The organism is Pseudomonas shahriarae, from assembly GCF_014268455.2.
GTDB lineage: Bacteria > Pseudomonadota > Gammaproteobacteria > Pseudomonadales > Pseudomonadaceae > Aquipseudomonas > Aquipseudomonas shahriarae.
Genome location: NZ_CP077085.1, coordinates 3,658,219 through 3,674,738, shown reverse-complemented (window position 1 = coordinate 3,674,738; position 16,520 = coordinate 3,658,219). Strand labels below are relative to the sequence as shown.

Here is a 16,520-nt window from a genome sequence, read left to right as displayed (position 1 = left end):
ACAGTTCTCTGTCCCTATGAGATCCCCCGTGGGATCAGTCAGTCAATCCGCGGATGCTGTTGCGCCAGGTTCTTGCGCTTGGCCTCCAGCTCGGCGATCTGCTCGTCGAGGTCTTCGATTTTCTGTTCGATATTGTCGTGGTGTTCCTGCAACAGCTCCCGAGCTTCTTCAATATCCGACGCCGCCGGCGCCGCGCCGCGCAGGGGTTTGTTGGCGGTTTCCTTCATGGTCAGGCCGGTGACCAGGCCTACCACGGCAATGACCATCAGGTAGTAGGCGGGCATATACAGGTCGTTGGTGCTTTCCACCAGCCAGGCCACGGCAGTCGGGGTCAGGCCGGCGATCAGCACCGAGATGTTGAATGCACTGGCCAGGGCGCTATAGCGGATATGGGTGGGGAACATCGCCGGCAGGGTAGACGCCATCACGCCGATAAAGAAGTTCAGCACCACTGCCAGTATCAGCAAGCCTGCAAAGATCAGCCCCAGCTTGCCGCTGTTGATCAGCATAAAGGCCGGAATCGCCAGGGCCAGCAGGCCGATGCTGCCAGCGATGATAAAGGGCCGACGTCCGACCTTGTCGCTGATAAAGCCGATCAAGGGCTGCACGAACAGCATGCCCACCATGATCGCGATGATGATCAGCACGCCATGGTTTTCGCTGTAGTGCAGGTTGTGTGTCAGGTAGCTGGGCATGTAGGTGAGCAGCATGTAGTAGGTGACGTTGGTCACCGCCACCACGCCGACACAGGTCATCAGGCTGCGCCAGTGTTGGGTGGCGATTTCCTTGAACGACACGCGCGGGCCGCGTGCCAGGCCTTCGCGGTCACCTTGTTCGAGCTTCTCGACGTGCTGCTGGAAGGCCGGGGTTTCCTCCAGGGCGTGGCGCAGGTACAGGCCGATCATGCCCAGGGGCAGGGCGAGGAAAAACGGCAGGCGCCAGCCCCATTCCAGGAACTGTTCTTCACCCAGTACCGACGAGATCCCGACCACCACGCCGGCGCCGAGTACAAAGCCGGCAATGGAGCCGAAGTCCAGCCAGCTGCCGAGAAAGCCGCGCTTGCGGTCGGGTGCGTATTCGGCGACGAAGATCGAGGCACCGGTATATTCCCCGCCCACCGAGAAACCCTGGGCCATTTTGGCCAACAGCAACAGGATCGGCGCCCAGATGCCTATCGAGGCATAGGACGGGATCAGGCCGATGGCAAAGGTACTGAGGGACATGATCACGATGGTGGCCGCGAGGACTTTTTGCCGCCCGTATTTATCCCCCAACGCACCGAAGAACAGGCCCCCCAGGGGGCGGATCAGGAACGGCACGGAAAAGGTTGCCAACGCTGCGATCATCTGTACGCCAGGGTCGGCGCCGGGAAAGAACACCTTGCCCAGTACGAAGGCGACAAAGCCATACACGCCGAAGTCGAACCACTCCATGGCATTGCCCAGCGCCGCGGCGGTGATCGCCTTGCGCATCTTGGCGTCGTCGACAATGGTGATGTCTTTCAACCCGATAGGGCCGACACTTTTCTTGCGCGATTTCATACAGGTCACTCTGTTGCTGATCGGTGTCGATGCCATTGTTTTAATGGCATGGTCTATTGGGTCAGATACATGAGGACACTAAATAATTCATCGCTCGACGTTATTTTTCACTAGCGCGCCTATCAGCGCGCATTGGCCAGCTCTGATCCCTACCGATCAGCGCTTCGTTGTGGGTCTCCCCGCGAACAAGGGTACTTTTAGTCCCAGTCCTATTTGCATCTTTTTTGGTACTGCTAAGCTTTTTTTCTGGAAAAGTATCGGGAAATTTTTGTCATGATCGTAAATGCCGCCGTGTCTGAGGAGTTCAACGCCCTACGCGTTATCACGTTGGCAGCTGACGTCACCTGTGCCGATCGGTTAGCCGGCGCGCTGAGCAGTATGGGCGTTACAGCGCTGACCAATGCTCAATCGTTGAAGGACGTGGAGGCATGGCTGTTGGAACAGCCGGTGGACGTCATCGTCTGCGAAATTCTCCCGGGATGTGATGATGGGCTGATGCTGCCAAGCCTGCTCAAGGGGCTGCACGAAGCCGGTGCCGTGGCGCAGTTGCCGAGTATCTTCTGGACCGGCAAAGCCACCTTGAATGCCCAACTGCGCGATGTGAAAGGGGGCAGCGTGACTGCCCCGCATACTGGCACCCAGCAGTTCTGGATCAAGTACATGGGGGGGGTGGCCATCAGTGCGTTGGAGTCTCATGCACGATTGGCCCGGGCTGCAGGGATCCTGGTGGAAATTCTGCGTGAAGGCGCAACCCTGGAACTGGGCGATGCCTTGCGAGCCGTGGTGCTGACCCGGGCGAAACCGGACCCGCAGTTGTGCATGACCACATTCGACGCCTTGGCCGAAGATGAAGTGATCAACGCGCTGACCACGGGGGAGGGATTGCGTTTTGTGTTCCAGCCACAATTCGAGCTGTTGAGCCGGCGTGTAGTGGGGGCTGAGGCGCTGGTGCGCTGGAAGCACCCGCGCTTTGGTGAAATCCCGCCGTCGGTGCTGATGCCGTTGGTTAACCGACTGGGCCTGGACCTGTTGCTGTTCAGCCTGGTGGAAATGTGGAGCATCAGGGCGATGCTGGCGCTCAAGCGTGAAAACATCCTGATCCCCATCGCGGTGAATGCATCGGCAAAAACCATTTGCACCCCACATTTTGCCGATCGCCTTGCCACACGGATGCAGCAGGCCGGCTTACCGAACCGTTTGCTGAAAATCGAGCTTACCGAGGACGTACACGAACCGGATGAGCTTCATCTTTCGGCATCACTGACGGCGATCCGCGCCAAGGGTTTCCAGGTGTCCCTGGATGATTTTGGTACCGGCGCGGCTACGCTGAACCTGTTGGCGAACCTATCGTTCGATGAGATGAAAATCGACGGCTCATTCGTGCGTGCTGTAGAGCAGCATTCCTCATCACGCAAGGTGATTGCGGGCATCGTCAGTTGGGCCGGCCTGCTGAATCTGAACCTGGTGGCCGAGGGCATTGAGGATGAGTCCACGATCCCTTTACTGCATCGCCTGGGCTGCCGCGTCGGGCAGGGTTATGCGCTGGCGCGGCCGATGGAAATCGAGGCCTTCTTGAGCTTCCTGATTGAGCGGGGGAAACACCCGTAAAAATATTTCTGTCCGTCTGGCTCTGGGAGGAGGCGGTTTTTAGGAGTGCTCTTATTTCAATTGTTTCGTCATGGCCTTAAATTTCCATCATCGATTTTTTTATATTGTATGCCGCTGGAGTTAACTGCTCTGCCCATTCGATAACCACTGCTGGATGTCTTGAATCTCAAAAAGTCGACTACTTGCCTGGCAACTTAAAGTTTGCCGGTGGGTGTTGTATTGCCTGATCGAAAGTTCGCCTGTTTGTTTTTAATGTGCGATGGCTCAGTTGCACGGATGGAATTGATGTTGTAGGTCCGTCTTCCCTGGCGGCAACTTACCAATGATGAAATAGCGTTATTTTTCATCTTTTTGCTCGTTATACAGAGTGTCCTGTGATCTATGAAACGCTTACAAATTGCTTTGCTGGATGATCATGCAATCGTGCGACATGGCCTGGTCAATCGATTGCTGCAGGAACCTGATTTTGAAGTGGTCGGTGTCTACGCTCGGACGCGTGAACTGTTGGCAGGGTTGGCCAAGGACCCGGCGCAGGTGCTGTTGCTGGACTATGTCCTGGGGCCCAGCGAGTTGGACGGCGTGTTACTGATTCGAGCGTTACGGGTGAAGTTTCCACAATGCCGCATCCTGGTGTTCTCTACGCACCATGACGCCGCTACCGTGATCCTGGCCTTGCGTGCCGGTGCCCGGGGATTTCTCGGCAAGGGTGAAGACATGGGCCAGTTGGTCGACGCCGTCCGGCTGGTGGCGTCGGGGGCGGTTTACCTGAGCCCGGACATGGCCTACAGGGTTGCCGAAGCCACTGCGGTCAACTATGACGGCGAGGCGCGCAATCGCGAGGATGCGTTGCGCTTTGTCAGTCTCTCTGCCCGTGAGCAGGAAGTGATTCGCTGTTATCTGACGGGCATGACCATCACCGAAATTGCTGAGAAATTCAGCCGTAGCATCAAGACCATCAGCACCCAAAAGGCTTCGGCATTTCGCAAGTTGGGTGTGATATCGAACAACGAGCTATTCAAGATCAAGCACCTCATTGAAGGTATCTGAACCTGGCGGGCTGGCGCCGTGTCATTTGCCGGTTATTGCATATACTGTTCTATCGTTGGGTATCCCTGTTTTCGGCAGCGCGGTTTGCGCTGGGTTGAGTGGGCTCGATCATAATGAAATCTATACGTATTGCTTTGTTGGATGATCACGCGGTTGTTCGACATGGTCTGGCCAATACCCTGGCGGCCGAGGCGAACTTTGAAGTAGTAGGCATTTATGAGCGCAGCCGCGACCTGATTGCCGGTCTCGCCACAGCGCCTGCAGACTTGCTGCTACTGGATTTCTCCCTGAGTCCCGAGGAGTTGGACGGCGTGTCATTGATCCGTGCCTTGCGAGTCAAGTTTCCTGCTAGCCACATCCTTGTGTTGTCCACCCATCACGACCCGGCGACCGTGGGCCTGGCCATGCGTGTCGGAGCCCGCGGGTTTGTCGGCAAGGGTGAGGACATGGACCAGTTGGTCAAGGCCATTCGCAAAGTGGCGTCGGGGGCGGTGTACCTGAGTCCTGACATGACCTATCGCCTGGCCGAAACCGTCACCAGTGATACCCGCAAAGGCCCTGGCGAAGTGCCCGACGCCCTGATCCTGGCGGAGTTGACCAGTCGCGAGCAGGAGGTCATTCGTTGTTATCTGGCGGGCATGACCATCACTGAAATTGCCGAGAAGTTCAATCGCAGCATCAAGACCATCAGCACCCAGAAAACCACGGCGTTTCGCAAGCTGGGGGTTACGTCGAACAACGAACTGTTCAAGCTCAACAAAATCATTGGCTCGCCATGAGGCGGTGGTGGCTGGGGGGCGTGCTGTTGTGGTCGCTTGGAGGGACCGTCTTCGCTGCTGGCCCGGTTCAACTGAGCGAGCAGGAGCAGCGCTGGATACAGCAGCATCCGGTGTTGCGGGTGGGCGTGGTCGAAGACCTGATACCTTTTGAGTACATGCGTGATGGCACCCTGCAGGGACGCTCAGCGCATTACCTGCAATTGGTGACCGATGCCACCGGCCTTGAATTCACCTATGTCCCGGGAAAGACCATTGAGATACGCGAGCAAATGCTCCTCGATGGCCAGGTGGATCTGCTGTCCTCTTACTTGCGTTTCAGGACTGAGCCGGCCACCAAGGGCCTTGCCTTGCTGACCTACCAGACCACCTCGCCGATCATCGTGACGCGCTTCGAAGACCCGGATATTTTCGACCTCGACCAACTGCATGGCAAAACCGTGATGGTTCCCGACGTGGATCATTACGAAGAGATCGTCGGAGCATCAGGGATCGAGGTCACGCTGATCAAAAGCAAATCGGCCCTGGAGATGCTGACCCGCGTCCGGGACGGCAGTGCTGACGCGGTCGTTGCCACGGAAATCTTCCTGATGCCTTATCTGTACCGCCAGTTCCAGGGCATCCTGGAGGCTTCAGGTGTGGTCGGCAGCCAGATGCTGGATGTCAGCATGGCGGTTCGCTCGGACCAAGCGCTGCTGCATTCGATCCTCGAAAAAGTCCTGGGCTCGATCACTGCCGAGCAACGCAATGAGATGTACGAGCACTGGTATCACGACCTGGGTCTGGATGTTCCAACCCTGGTTGCCGTCTCCAGCCACTACTGGCATGTACTGATCATGGGGGCGTTGCTGCTGGCCAGCCTGTGTGTGCTGGTCTATCGCGGCCATCTCCGGTGGCGTCAGGCTGTGCGCAACGAGCAGGAAAAAACCATGTTTCTGGCGGTCATGGGCCATGAAATCCGTTCGCCTATGAATGCCGTGCTGGCGGCCATGGAGTTATTGGGGCACACCCGGCTCAATGAACAGCAGCGCCACTTTGTGCACCTTGCCAATGGCGGCGCCAATGCGTTGGTGCGTTTGCTGGATAACGTGCTGGACACGCCAGGCTCGGGTGCGCGGGCGTTGCGCCTGAGCATTGAACCGACCGATGTGACGGCGCTGGTGCAGGGTGTAGTTGGCTTGCACCGCCTGCGCGCCCGGGAAAAGCACCTGAGCCTGAATGTGAGCATCCACACCGCGCTGCCCTTGCTGTTACTCGACAGCTCCCGCCTGACGCAGATTCTTCATAACCTGCTTTCCAATGCCATCAAGTTCACCGATGTCGGCGGTGTCGACATCAAGCTGTACCTGTTGGCCCTACCGGCCGGTGGTCAACAGTTGCAAGTCAAGGTGCGCGACACCGGGATCGGTATCAGTGAAGCGGTACAGGCGTCGTTGTTCCGGCCATATGCCCAGGCCAGTCAATCCTACAAGCGCTCCGGTGGTACCGGGCTGGGCCTGGTGATCTGCCAGCAACTGGCGAACTTGATGCAGGGGTCGTTGACACTCAGCAGTGAGCCGGGGGTTGGCACGACCTTCATCCTCTGCGTGCCGGTAACGGTTGCCCCCCAGACTGCTGAACCACCGCAGGTTCAGCAGTCCGCGCCAGAGGCCGAGACGGACGGCCTGCAAATCCTGGTCGTGGAAGACACCCTGGCCAACCAGGAAGTGCTGCGGGCGCAGATCGGCGGCTTTGGCTGCGAGGCGGTGATCGCCGCCGATGCCGCCCAGGCCCACAGCTTGTTCGTGCAGCAGGCCTACCAATTGATTCTGATGGACTGTGACCTGCCGGACCAGGACGGTTACAGCCTGGTTCGCGAACTGCGTGAGTTCGAGCGCGGCTTGGGGCGTCCACGCTGCCCAATCATTGCCATTTCTGCCCTGACCGGTGAACAGCACCTCAAACGTTGCATGGATGCTGGGATGGACGCCGCATTGAGCAAGCCGATACGCCTTGGGCAACTGCGCGAAGTGATCGAGCGCTGGTGCGACGTCACCCTGGCTGCACCTCGTGCGAGCCTGATGGCCCCTCAACTGGATCAGGCGGCGATCAATCGGGAGATGGCCAGTGACCTGGGGAGCCTGATCAAGGCCATAGCGCTCTGTGACCGCCCCAGCGCCGTCCACGTTGCCCATCGTCTGCACGGTGCTGCGCTGATTATGGAGTGGCTGGCCCTGGGGCAGAGTGCCGAGCATCTGGAGCGCCTGCTGCGCGCGCAGGAGGGCTGGGATTGCCCGGCCTACGCCCAGGCCCTGCGGGCGTTGGTTGAGCATTGGCGGGCCTTGGGCGGGGATGCTCCCCTGGAAGTGCTGCCGCCCGCGCGTGCCTCGCGGGTGACCCAGCGATGAACGCCAAATTGCTACGCCTGCTGCTGATAGCGTTCGTGTTGGGAAACCTGGGCGTCGGGGTGCAGGCAGGCCCGACGCCGCTGGACTTGACCCAGCAGGAGCGTGATTGGATTGCCGCCCATCCGGTGCTGCGTGTTGGCGTATTCGATAACTTGCAGCCTTTTGAATACATCAGCAATGGCCAACTCAGAGGGTTGTCAGCCAAATACCTGGGGTTGATTGCATCGCGCACGGGCCTGTATTTCGAACCCGTCACCACCACTACGCGCAGCGCCCGCAAGGACATGCTGATCAGCGGCGAAGTCGATATCTTGTCCACCCGGCGCCGGGATGATGACCCGGCAAAGGATCTCGGGCTGCGTTACACCGCGCCCTACAACACCAGCTCGACCGTTATGGTCAGCCGTTTTGGCGATCAACCGTTTGCCGACTTGGAGCAACTCGCCGGCAAGCGGGTGGTGGTGCTGGGGCGTGAGGAGGATTACGTCGCTTTTTTGAAGCGTAAGGCCCCGGGGATAACCATTGTTTCAGCCCTGAATGCGCTGGACATGATGGCGATGGTCAAGGACGGCCGCACGGACGCGGCGATTGCTTCGGAATGGCTGCTGATTCCCTACCTGTCCCGCCAATATCATGGGGTACTGCAGATTTCTGGGGTGCTGCCGTCGCTGCATACCGGCGTGAGCATGGCAGTACGTGACAGCGATGTGCTCCTGCTGTCTATTTTGGACAAGGTGCTGGCGTCCATCAGCGGCGAAGAGCGCAAGGCGATCTATGACGCCTGGTTTGTGGATATGGACCTGGATATTCCCACCGTCAAGGCCATTGCCGAGCACTACCAAGGTGAGCTGTGGTTGCTGCTGGCCGTGGTGGCAGTGCTCGTCGGGCTGGTCGTGCAAAGTCGCCTGCAACGGCGCCAGGCCATGAACAGCGAACGGGAGAAGGCGATGTTCCTGGCGGTCATCAGCCATGAAGTGCGTTCGCCGATGAACGCAGTGTTGGCCGCCGTGGAACTGCTGGAGCACACCCCGCTCGATGAGCAGCAGCGACATTTCACCAGCTTGGCCAATAGCGGCGCCAATACCTTGCTGCGGCTGGTGGATGATGTGCTGGATATCTCCAAGATGGAAGCCGGGCAACTGGCCCTCAATCTTGAACCGGTGGACCTATGGGCGCTGGTCTTGCGGATAGTCGATGAGCATCGAGCGCAAGCACAGGAAAAGGGCATTGAGCTGCTCGTCACCGGCGAGCGTCCCGGCGCCCCATTGTTGCTGGACGAACTGCGTCTGGCGCAGGTGCTGCGCAACCTGATCTGCAACGCCGTCAAGTTCACCGATGTGGGCCGGGTAGAGGTGCAGTTGCAACAGCTGGAAAAGCCTGCGGTCGAGGTGCGACAGCTGGTGATCCGGGTCATCGATACGGGCATAGGCTTGTCCAAGCAGGCGCAAGCCTCGCTGTTCCGGCCGTATGCCCAGGCCAAGCAATCCTATCGGCGCACTGGCGGTACCGGCCTGGGCCTGGTGATCTGCCGGCGCCTGGTCAGCTTGATGCGCGGCAGGTTGGTGCTCAGCAGCTTGCAGGGGGTCGGTACCCAGGTCGAGGTGTGGTTGCCAGTTGAGCGGGCTGTTTCCCCGCAACTGCCGGCACCTGAGCCTGCGCCGAGCGCGGAATCGGCTAACGGTTTGCAGGTGTTGGTGGTGGACGACTCGCTACCCAGTCGGCAAGTGTTGCAGGCACAACTCGACAGCCTTGGTTGCGCGGCGCTGCTGGCGGCTGATGCCGACCAGGCGGTGGCGTTGTTCAGTGCGCACCGGGTCGATATGGTGCTGATCGACTGTGACTCGCCAGAGGGCGACGCCGAGGGCATGGTCAGCGCGTTTCGTGAGTCGCAGCTCCAACAGGAACGCTCATATTGCCCGATCATCGCGCTCTCGCAATTTAGCGGGAATGAATACCTGCAACGTTGTTTCGATGCCGGTATGGATGGTGTACTGAGCAAACCGGTCCAACAGGCCATGTTGCAGCAGATGATTGAACTCTGGTGCGAAGTAACCCCGGCGCCGCAAGTTGCAGAGTACCTGGAAACTCCAGGGTCGCCGGAGGCTGTGCGCCAGGAACTTAACCGCCTCATAGAACTACTTGCCCTGCGCGATCGCGGCATGGCGCTGGAGGCGCTACACAGACTGCGCACTGCCGCGTTGGACGTCGGCTGGGAGGACTTCGCGGCCACCGCGCAGCGTATCGAAGTGCTGTTGCAGGACGAAGTGAACTGGCCAGCAGAAGCGGTTGCGGGCCATGCCCGTAGCCTGCTTGAGCACAGGGCCGGGCTTCCCTGCGGAGCCTAGGTAGAGTAGGGGCTTCACAGCAGGACAGGCTGATCTGGGAATGAGGCAATCGCCGCGAATTGCATGCCCTGCCGCAACATCTGCCTCACCGCCTCGATAAAACTCGATGGCGGCCACCGGTTGTTCGCTGCTTCTGCATTGATAAACATTGCAGCGCCTGTTTTTAGGAGTGCTCCTATAGACGGGTTACTAATGTTTTTCCATTAAATAGTGCAGTGCGACAGTAAGTTTTATAGTGGTTTTAATTGTTGGGAATTTTCCGTGCTCAATTGTTTTTCAGAGCGCTCCTATATTGAGTTCGATGTGGGCTCCCTAAACTCAGCCCCGCAACAGCACAGAAGCTCTCCGATAAACGGAAGCTTTATAACTTACTGTAGAACATCGCTCTCTCGGAGTTACTCATGAATTACAAAGCTCGCGCCCTCGCTGTACTGGTCGCTGCCACCGCCTCTACCGTTGCTCTGGCTTCAGACGGCAAAATCGATTTCAACGGCGAACTGAAAGCCGAAACCTGCAAGGTTGCGGTTAACGGCGCGGCTGGTGCGAGCCCGTCGACTGTCACGCTGCCAACCGTCTCTACCGCTGCCCTGGGAGCAAAAGGCCAAGTGGCAGGCCAGACCGGTTTCAATATCGAGCTGAGCGATTGTTCTGCCGCGCTGAAAACAGCTGCTGCATTCTTTGAGTCGAGCGGCAGCGTTGATGCAACCAGCGGCAACCTGAAGAACGTGAGCGGTACTGCCACCCAGGTTCAGCTGCAATTGGTTGACGCAACCAATGGCAACGCGATCAAGGCCGGCAACACTGCGCAGGTCACTTCCACCAGCCGTATTGCCATCGATGCAACCTCCAAGGCCGCCATCCTGCCATACGCTGTCCAGTACTACGCTCAAGCCCCGACCACTCCGGGTACCGTAGTTGGCTCCGTGACTTACTCCATCAATTATCAGTAAGTCGCCGCTCATGGACACACGCCCTGTTCAGCGACAAAAGGGCGTGCTTCCAGGCAGCAACGGGATTACGTAATGCCTTGCATATCTGCCCTCAGACAATTGCTCCTGGCAAGCCTTGTGACACTGACGTGTTCCCAGGCTATCGGGGGTGTAGTGATTACCGGAACTCGCCTGCTCTACCCGGCGGACCAGAAAGAAATCACGGTAAAACTCAACAACAATGGCACGCAGCCAGCGCTGATCCAGTCGTGGATCGACACCGGCAGCGTCGAGTCGACTCCGACCAGCTCCAAGGCGCCGTTCCTGCTTTCACCGCCGGTGGCGCGCATCGATCCGACCAAGGGCCAAAGCCTGCGGGTGTTGTTTACCGGGGCTCCCATGGCCCAGGACAAAGAGTCGGTGTTCTGGCTCAACGTATTGGAAATTCCACCCAAGCCCGAGGCGGGTGCAGATATCAATACGCTGCAAATGGCATTCCGTTCGCGGATCAAATTGTTTTATCGCCCGACCGGCTTGCCAGGCACTGCCAGCGAGGCGATCGAGCAGGTGCAGTGGCAATTGGTGCCCGCACGCGATGGGCAAGGCTTGGCCTTGCAGGCCTTCAATCCGTCGGCGTTCCATGTTTCGCTGATCGAGTTGGAACTGGTGGCTGGCGCCCAGCGTGAGCGCAGTGAAGACGGCATGATCGCTCCGGGTGAAACCCGCCAATTTGTGCTCCCAACGCTCAAGGTCCGACCGGCTGCGGGGGCTCAGGTGGAGTTCAGCGCTATCAACGATTACGGCGCACTGATCCCGACCCGTAAAGCACTCAAGCCCTGATTAAACCTCAAGTTTTTTAGTCGCGAGTCATTTATGTCGACCTCTTCCAGCTGCAGGCTTTCTCTGCGGGCGCGGCCTTGCTTCGCCTTGAATCCGCTCTCTGCCTTGATCCTCAGGGTATTGGCCATCGCCCCTGGTGCATGGGGTATACAGGGTGCGCTGGCGCAAGAGGTGCAGTTCAACGATGCGTTCCTGCCTGAAGACTCGCGCAATCTCGACTTGGGCGCCTACCAGACCGGCAACCCGGTGATGCCCGGGCAATACCGTGCAGACGTAGTGCTTAACGGCCAGTTGAACAGCCGCCAGGACATTCGCATCGACGCCCAGGCCGACGGCAGTAAGCCGGTGGTCTGCATGACGCGTGGCTTGCTTGAGCGTCAGGGTGTGGAGATGAGCAAGCTGGCGCCTGAAAGCACTTTGGCGCTGGACAGCCTGGGCTGTGCCGCCGTGGGCAGTCTGATCCCGGGTGCAACCGCGAATTTTTCACCGGAAAACCAGGCCCTCGACCTGAGCATTCCCCAGGCGGCGCTGCGGCGCAATGCCCGAGGATACGTCAGCCCGGAACTGTGGGATCGCGGCGTGACCGCAGGCATGCTCAGCTACAGCTTCAATGGCAGCCGTAACCGTACCCGCAGTGGCAACTCTGACTCGGCATTCCTGGGCCTGCACACCGGCCTCAACCTGGGTGACTGGCGCCTGCGCCACAACGCGTCGATGAGCTGGCAGTCACGTCAGGGCAATAATTACCAAGCCCTGGACTCCTATGCGCAACGCGACATCACCGCGTTGAAAAGCCAACTGACGGTGGGTGAGTCCAACACCTCCGGCGAGATCTTCGACACCCTGTCCTACCGTGGTGTGCAACTGGCCAGTGACGACCGCATGCTGCCCGACTCCATGCGCGGCTATGCCCCGGTGATCCGTGGGATTGCCCGCACCAACGCCCGTGTGACCATTCGCCAGGCCGGCAACATCCTGCTGGAAACCACCGTGGCTCCCGGGGCATTTGTGATTGATGACCTGTATTCAACCGGCTATGGCGGCGACCTCAGTGTCAGCGTGGCGGAAGCCGACGGCACCGAGCAGAACTTCATCGTGCCCTATGCCTCGGTCAGCCAGTTGCTGCGCCCCGGTACCTCGCGCTTCAGCCTGACCGCAGGCGAGACCCGCAATAACTACGTCGACAAGCAATCGCGCCTGCTACAAGGCACTGTGCAATATGGCCTGAACAATACGTTCACCGGATTTGCCGGGATGCAGTCCAGCGATGACTACACCGCCGTGCTCACCGGCCTGGCGTTTGGCACGCCGATCGGTGCCATGGCCATCGACTTGACTCACGCCCAGACCGACCTGGCCACTGGTGCCGCCAAAGGGCAGAGCATGCGGGTGTCCTACAGCAAAAATGTGCTCAGCACGGGCAGTAACTTCACCGTTGCGGCTTATCGTTTTTCTACCAGCGAATACCTGGACTTCAGTAACGCCATGCAACTGCTCGATGCCGAGAAAACGGGGTGGGACACCAGCATGTTCGGGCGCCCGCGCAGTCGCTTTTCGGTCACCGCCGACCAGAGCCTGGGGGAGTGGGGGCAAGTGGCAATCAGCGGCTATGCGCAGAACTACTGGAACCTGCCGGGCAGTGATTTGCAGTACCAGTTCAGCTACAGCAAGCAGTTCAATCGCATCAGCTTCAGTGTGAACGCCAACCGCAGCCGCATGGGCCTGGGGGACATGGAAAACAGCTTTTTGCTGACCATGAGCATGCCTCTGGAATTTGGCGGTCCAGGCTTCAGCCCGCAAATGACCGCACAGGTAGGACGTGACTCCCAAGGCAACTACAGCGAGCAGGCCGGCATCAGCGGCACCGCTGGCGAGGACCGTCAATATGGCTACGGCGCGACGGTCGGCCATGACGGTGCCAGTAACAGCAAGAGCGCGGCCCTCAATGGCCAATACACCGGCGCGCGCGCCATGCTCAGCGCTGCCCTGGGACGCGGTGATGGCTACACCAGCGCCTCGGTGGGCGCGAGCGGCAGCGTGGTGGCGCATGCCGATGGGGTGACCATGACTCCTTATCGCGGTGAAACCATGGCGGTGGTCAGTGCCCCGGGTGCGCAGGGGGCCAAGGTGTCCGGCTACCCTGGCCTCAAGCTCGACAGCCGCGGCAATGCCGTGGTTCCGTACCTGCGGCCATATGAGTTGAACGAAGTGGCAATCGACCCTATTGGTAGCTCGCTGGACGTCGAACTCAGCGAAACCAGCCAACAGGTGGCCCCGCGCGCCGGTGCGGTGGTGCACCTCAAGTACACCACCAACCAGGGCCGCGCAGTGTTGCTCAACGTACGCCTCGACGATGGCAGCAGCCTGCCCTTTGGTGCTGGCGTGACAGATATCGACGGCACCTCGGTCGGCGTGGTCGGGCAGGGTGGCCAGCTCTACGCACGGATCAAGCCGCAAACCCGTCAGTTACTGATCAACTGGGGAAGCAAGACCCATCAACAGTGCGCACTGGTCATCCCGGCGGGCCCCGGCGAAGGGCAGCAATTGCAACAGGTAGACGCGGTTTGTGCGGCCGGTAAGCAAGTCGCTGGCAGCGTGCAGCCCAACATTCTTCAAAAGGTACAGTTATGAACATTGGCGCTTTGATCAAGGCGGGCCTGGCCGTCGCGGCATTGTGGGCGGCGGCGGGGACGGCCATGGCGGTCACTTGCACCTACATGGAGGGTATCCAGCCGGCCGTGGGCTCCATGCCATTGCAGATTTCGGCGATCACTATCGGGCGCGATCTGCCGGTGGGTACCGAGGTATATCGTCAGCGCTTCAGCATGGCTGCGGGCCAGGCGCCCAAGCTTGAATGCCTCTATGCCCCGTATCAGCAGTGGACTGAGATGACAGTCGACTCCCGTTATCCCATGGCCAATGTGTCCAGCGGGACCTACGCCAACAAGGTCTATAGAACCAGCATTCCGGGGCTGGGGGTTGCCTTCAACAGCTCGGGCGGCCTGCTGCCAAGGCAATCTGGCAAGGCATGGACCACATGCACATCTGGCTACAGGTGTGTGGTCCCATTTGACGGGCCTTCGAACTTTGAGCTGATCTTGATCAAACTGGGCGATGTAACGCCTGGTGTATTGGTGGGCAATACGTTGCCGGTCGTCAGTCTGTACGGCAACCTCGGCGATGCGAGAATGCGCGGCTTCAGTATGGGGATCTCCGGCAATATCCAGATTGTCTCGAGTACCTGCCGTACACCGGATGTCTCGGTGCCCATGGGCTCTCATCTGACCTCCAAGTTCACCGGGCTCAACAGCAGCACGGGCTGGACGGATTTTTCCATCGCTTTGAATGACTGCCCGGCGTTCAACGGGATCTATACGACAACGGGGCCGGCCTGGTCATCGCAAAGTGGAAATTTTCCTTCTGGTACGAACATCGGCAGTGGCTCTCTGGTGCGTAACACCCTGCAGTACCGCATCGACCCCGCGCGTACGGCGATCAACACGAATAACGGTGTACTGAGCCTCGACCCTGGCGCCACGGGCAGTGCGCCCGCCGCCACAGGGGTTGGCGTGCAGGTGCAGAACCGCAACGGCAACTCGGTCATCCTTGGAACCAACCAAAGCAGCGGCCTCACCCTGCGCCCCAACGAGGGGAGTTATACGATCCCCTTGCGCGCCCGCTACCTGCAGACGGCGAGCAAGGTAACCCCCGGCCCGGCGAATGCCTCGGCGACGTTTACGATTATTTACCAGTGATTGCTCCTGCTAGGTCTGCGTCAGAACCGATCCAGCCGATAGGCCGCCAATGCCGGCAATCCCTGGGGCTGAGGCACATAAATCGGCGATACCCACTGCGCGATCAGCTCGGCAGTGACGGCCGCTTGCGTCAACCCCAAATGTTGATGCCCGAAAGCAAGCAACACTCTGCCGTCGCACACCCGGTCGATGATCGGCAGCGAGTCCGGCAACGACGGCCGAAAGCCCATCCACGGCGTGGCGTCCTCAGCGCTCAGTTCGTCACGCAACAGGCCGCGGCTGAGCCTGTGCAACTGCCAGGCGCGCTGCATGTTTGGCGGGCGGTCGAGGCCGGCGAATTCCACGGTGCCGGCCAGCCGTAGCCCATCGCTCATGGGCGTCATGATGAACTTGCGTTCCAGTGAGGTGACGGCGAAGGGCAGGCGATCTTGTTCATGGGGCAGCATCAGGTGATAACCGCGCTCGGTGTCCAGGGGCACCTTTTTGCCGGTCAGCGCCTGGGTGAGCCTGGCCGAGTGGGCGCCGCAGGCGATCACCACCTGGCGTACGGCCAAGCGGCCCTGGTCGGTGATCAGTGCAACGCCCTGGGCCTGAAGCTGGCCGTCCCGGACCTGGCGCTTGAGAAAGGTCACGCCGCTGGCCTTGGCGGCCTCGACCAGTTCGCACACCACGCGATACGGATCGAGGAAATGCCCGGTGCGGGGAAAGAACAAGCCCCCCTGGATCCGCTCGCTTAATTGCGGTGCGGCCTGCTGCACGGCGTCGGCCGACCAGCAGTCCACCGGCACATTCTGCTGGGTCATGCGCGCTTGCAAACCCTCAATTGCTTGCCGCGATTCGGCACGCTCGAACACCAGCAGCGAGCCGTCCTCGCGCATCAACTGTGGCCGGTCGATGTTCGCCAACAAGCGCTGCCAGGCGCCCAGGCTGCTTTCGTTGAGGGCACGGATGCCGGCGACCGTGCGCTGGTAAGCTGCCGGGCGCAGGTTTAACAAGAGGCGAGCAAACCAGGGCAGCGCACGGGGCAGGTATTTCCAGTCCAGGCGCAGCGGCCCCATGGGATCCATGAGCATCGCGGGCAGGCGCATCAGGATCGACAGGTCGGCGATGGGGAACACCTGTTCGGTGGCCAAATGCCCGGCATTGCCGAACGAGGCGCCCATCCCCGGTTCCTGCTGGTCGATGACCACCACGCGCCGGCCCTGGTGCGCCAGTTGCAGCGCGCAGGCGACGCCGATGATGCCGGCGCCGACCACCGCGATGTCGATCTCGGGTTGACGATTGTCGAGCAT

Annotated in this window: 12 protein-coding genes; 9 read left to right on the top strand and 3 right to left on the bottom strand. The window is 59.9% G+C overall.

Annotated features, from left to right (window positions below; translation table 11 throughout):
• Positions 1 to 38: 38 nt before the first annotated feature.
• Entirely contained in the window at positions 39 to 1,541 is a 1,503-nt protein-coding gene (gene proP / locus HU773_RS16205; RefSeq protein ID WP_057959909.1) for a glycine betaine/L-proline transporter ProP, read from the bottom strand.
• A 273-nt stretch (positions 1,542 to 1,814) separates the two neighbouring features.
• Here proP and HU773_RS16200 point away from each other — a divergent pair, with 273 nt between their 5' ends.
• The 5 genes from HU773_RS16200 (at position 1,815) to HU773_RS16180 (ending at position 9,704) form a co-directional block, all read left to right on the top strand.
• Entirely contained in the window at positions 1,815 to 3,149 is a 1,335-nt protein-coding gene (locus HU773_RS16200; protein WP_057959908.1) for an EAL domain-containing protein, read from the top strand.
• Between the two features lie 381 nt (positions 3,150 to 3,530).
• Entirely contained in the window at positions 3,531 to 4,196 is a 666-nt protein-coding gene (locus HU773_RS16195) for a response regulator transcription factor (RefSeq protein WP_057959907.1), read from the top strand.
• 113 nt (positions 4,197 to 4,309) lie between these two features.
• On the top strand, positions 4,310 to 4,975 hold the full coding sequence (locus tag HU773_RS16190; protein WP_057959906.1) for a response regulator transcription factor: 666 nt from the start codon (positions 4,310 to 4,312) through the stop codon (positions 4,973 to 4,975).
• Entirely contained in the window at positions 4,972 to 7,359 is a 2,388-nt protein-coding gene (locus tag HU773_RS16185; RefSeq protein WP_081044264.1) for an ATP-binding protein, read from the top strand. Before HU773_RS16190 ends, HU773_RS16185 begins: the two co-directional genes overlap by 4 nt.
• Complete coding sequence (locus HU773_RS16180) at positions 7,356 to 9,704, top strand: ATP-binding protein (RefSeq protein ID WP_057959904.1); 2,349 nt, start codon at positions 7,356 to 7,358, stop codon at positions 9,702 to 9,704. Before HU773_RS16185 ends, HU773_RS16180 begins: the two co-directional genes overlap by 4 nt.
• 14 nt (positions 9,705 to 9,718) lie before the next feature.
• On the opposite strand, the gene HU773_RS27570 is transcribed toward HU773_RS16180, so the two are convergent.
• Entirely contained in the window at positions 9,719 to 9,853 is a 135-nt protein-coding gene (locus tag HU773_RS27570) for a hypothetical protein (protein WP_258571518.1), read from the bottom strand.
• Positions 9,854 to 10,105: 252 nt separating this feature from the next.
• On the opposite strand from HU773_RS27570, the gene HU773_RS16175 reads away from it, so the two are divergent.
• From HU773_RS16175 to HU773_RS16160, 4 genes are all read left to right on the top strand, one after another.
• Entirely contained in the window at positions 10,106 to 10,654 is a 549-nt protein-coding gene (locus HU773_RS16175) for a fimbrial protein (protein ID WP_057959903.1), read from the top strand.
• 153 nt (positions 10,655 to 10,807) lie between these two features.
• The gene (locus tag HU773_RS16170) at positions 10,808 to 11,473 is read left to right on the top strand and encodes a fimbria/pilus periplasmic chaperone (protein ID WP_307830297.1); all 666 of its coding nucleotides are present in this window, start codon (positions 10,808 to 10,810) and stop codon (positions 11,471 to 11,473) included.
• 171 nt (positions 11,474 to 11,644) lie between these two features.
• Positions 11,645 to 14,104 (top strand): fimbria/pilus outer membrane usher protein, encoded by a 2,460-nt coding sequence (locus tag HU773_RS16165; RefSeq protein WP_367615855.1) that lies wholly within the window; start codon positions 11,645 to 11,647, stop codon positions 14,102 to 14,104.
• The gene (locus HU773_RS16160) at positions 14,101 to 15,228 is read left to right on the top strand and encodes a fimbrial protein (RefSeq protein WP_186625910.1); all 1,128 of its coding nucleotides are present in this window, start codon (positions 14,101 to 14,103) and stop codon (positions 15,226 to 15,228) included. Before HU773_RS16165 ends, HU773_RS16160 begins: the two co-directional genes overlap by 4 nt.
• A gap of 20 nt (positions 15,229 to 15,248) precedes the next feature.
• Here the strand turns inward: HU773_RS16160 and HU773_RS16155 are convergent, their stop codons facing one another.
• Positions 15,249 to 16,520 carry an NAD(P)/FAD-dependent oxidoreductase gene (locus HU773_RS16155; protein WP_128593577.1) on the bottom strand — a complete coding sequence of 424 codons (1,272 nt, stop codon included), beginning with the start codon at positions 16,518 to 16,520 and terminating at the stop codon, positions 15,249 to 15,251.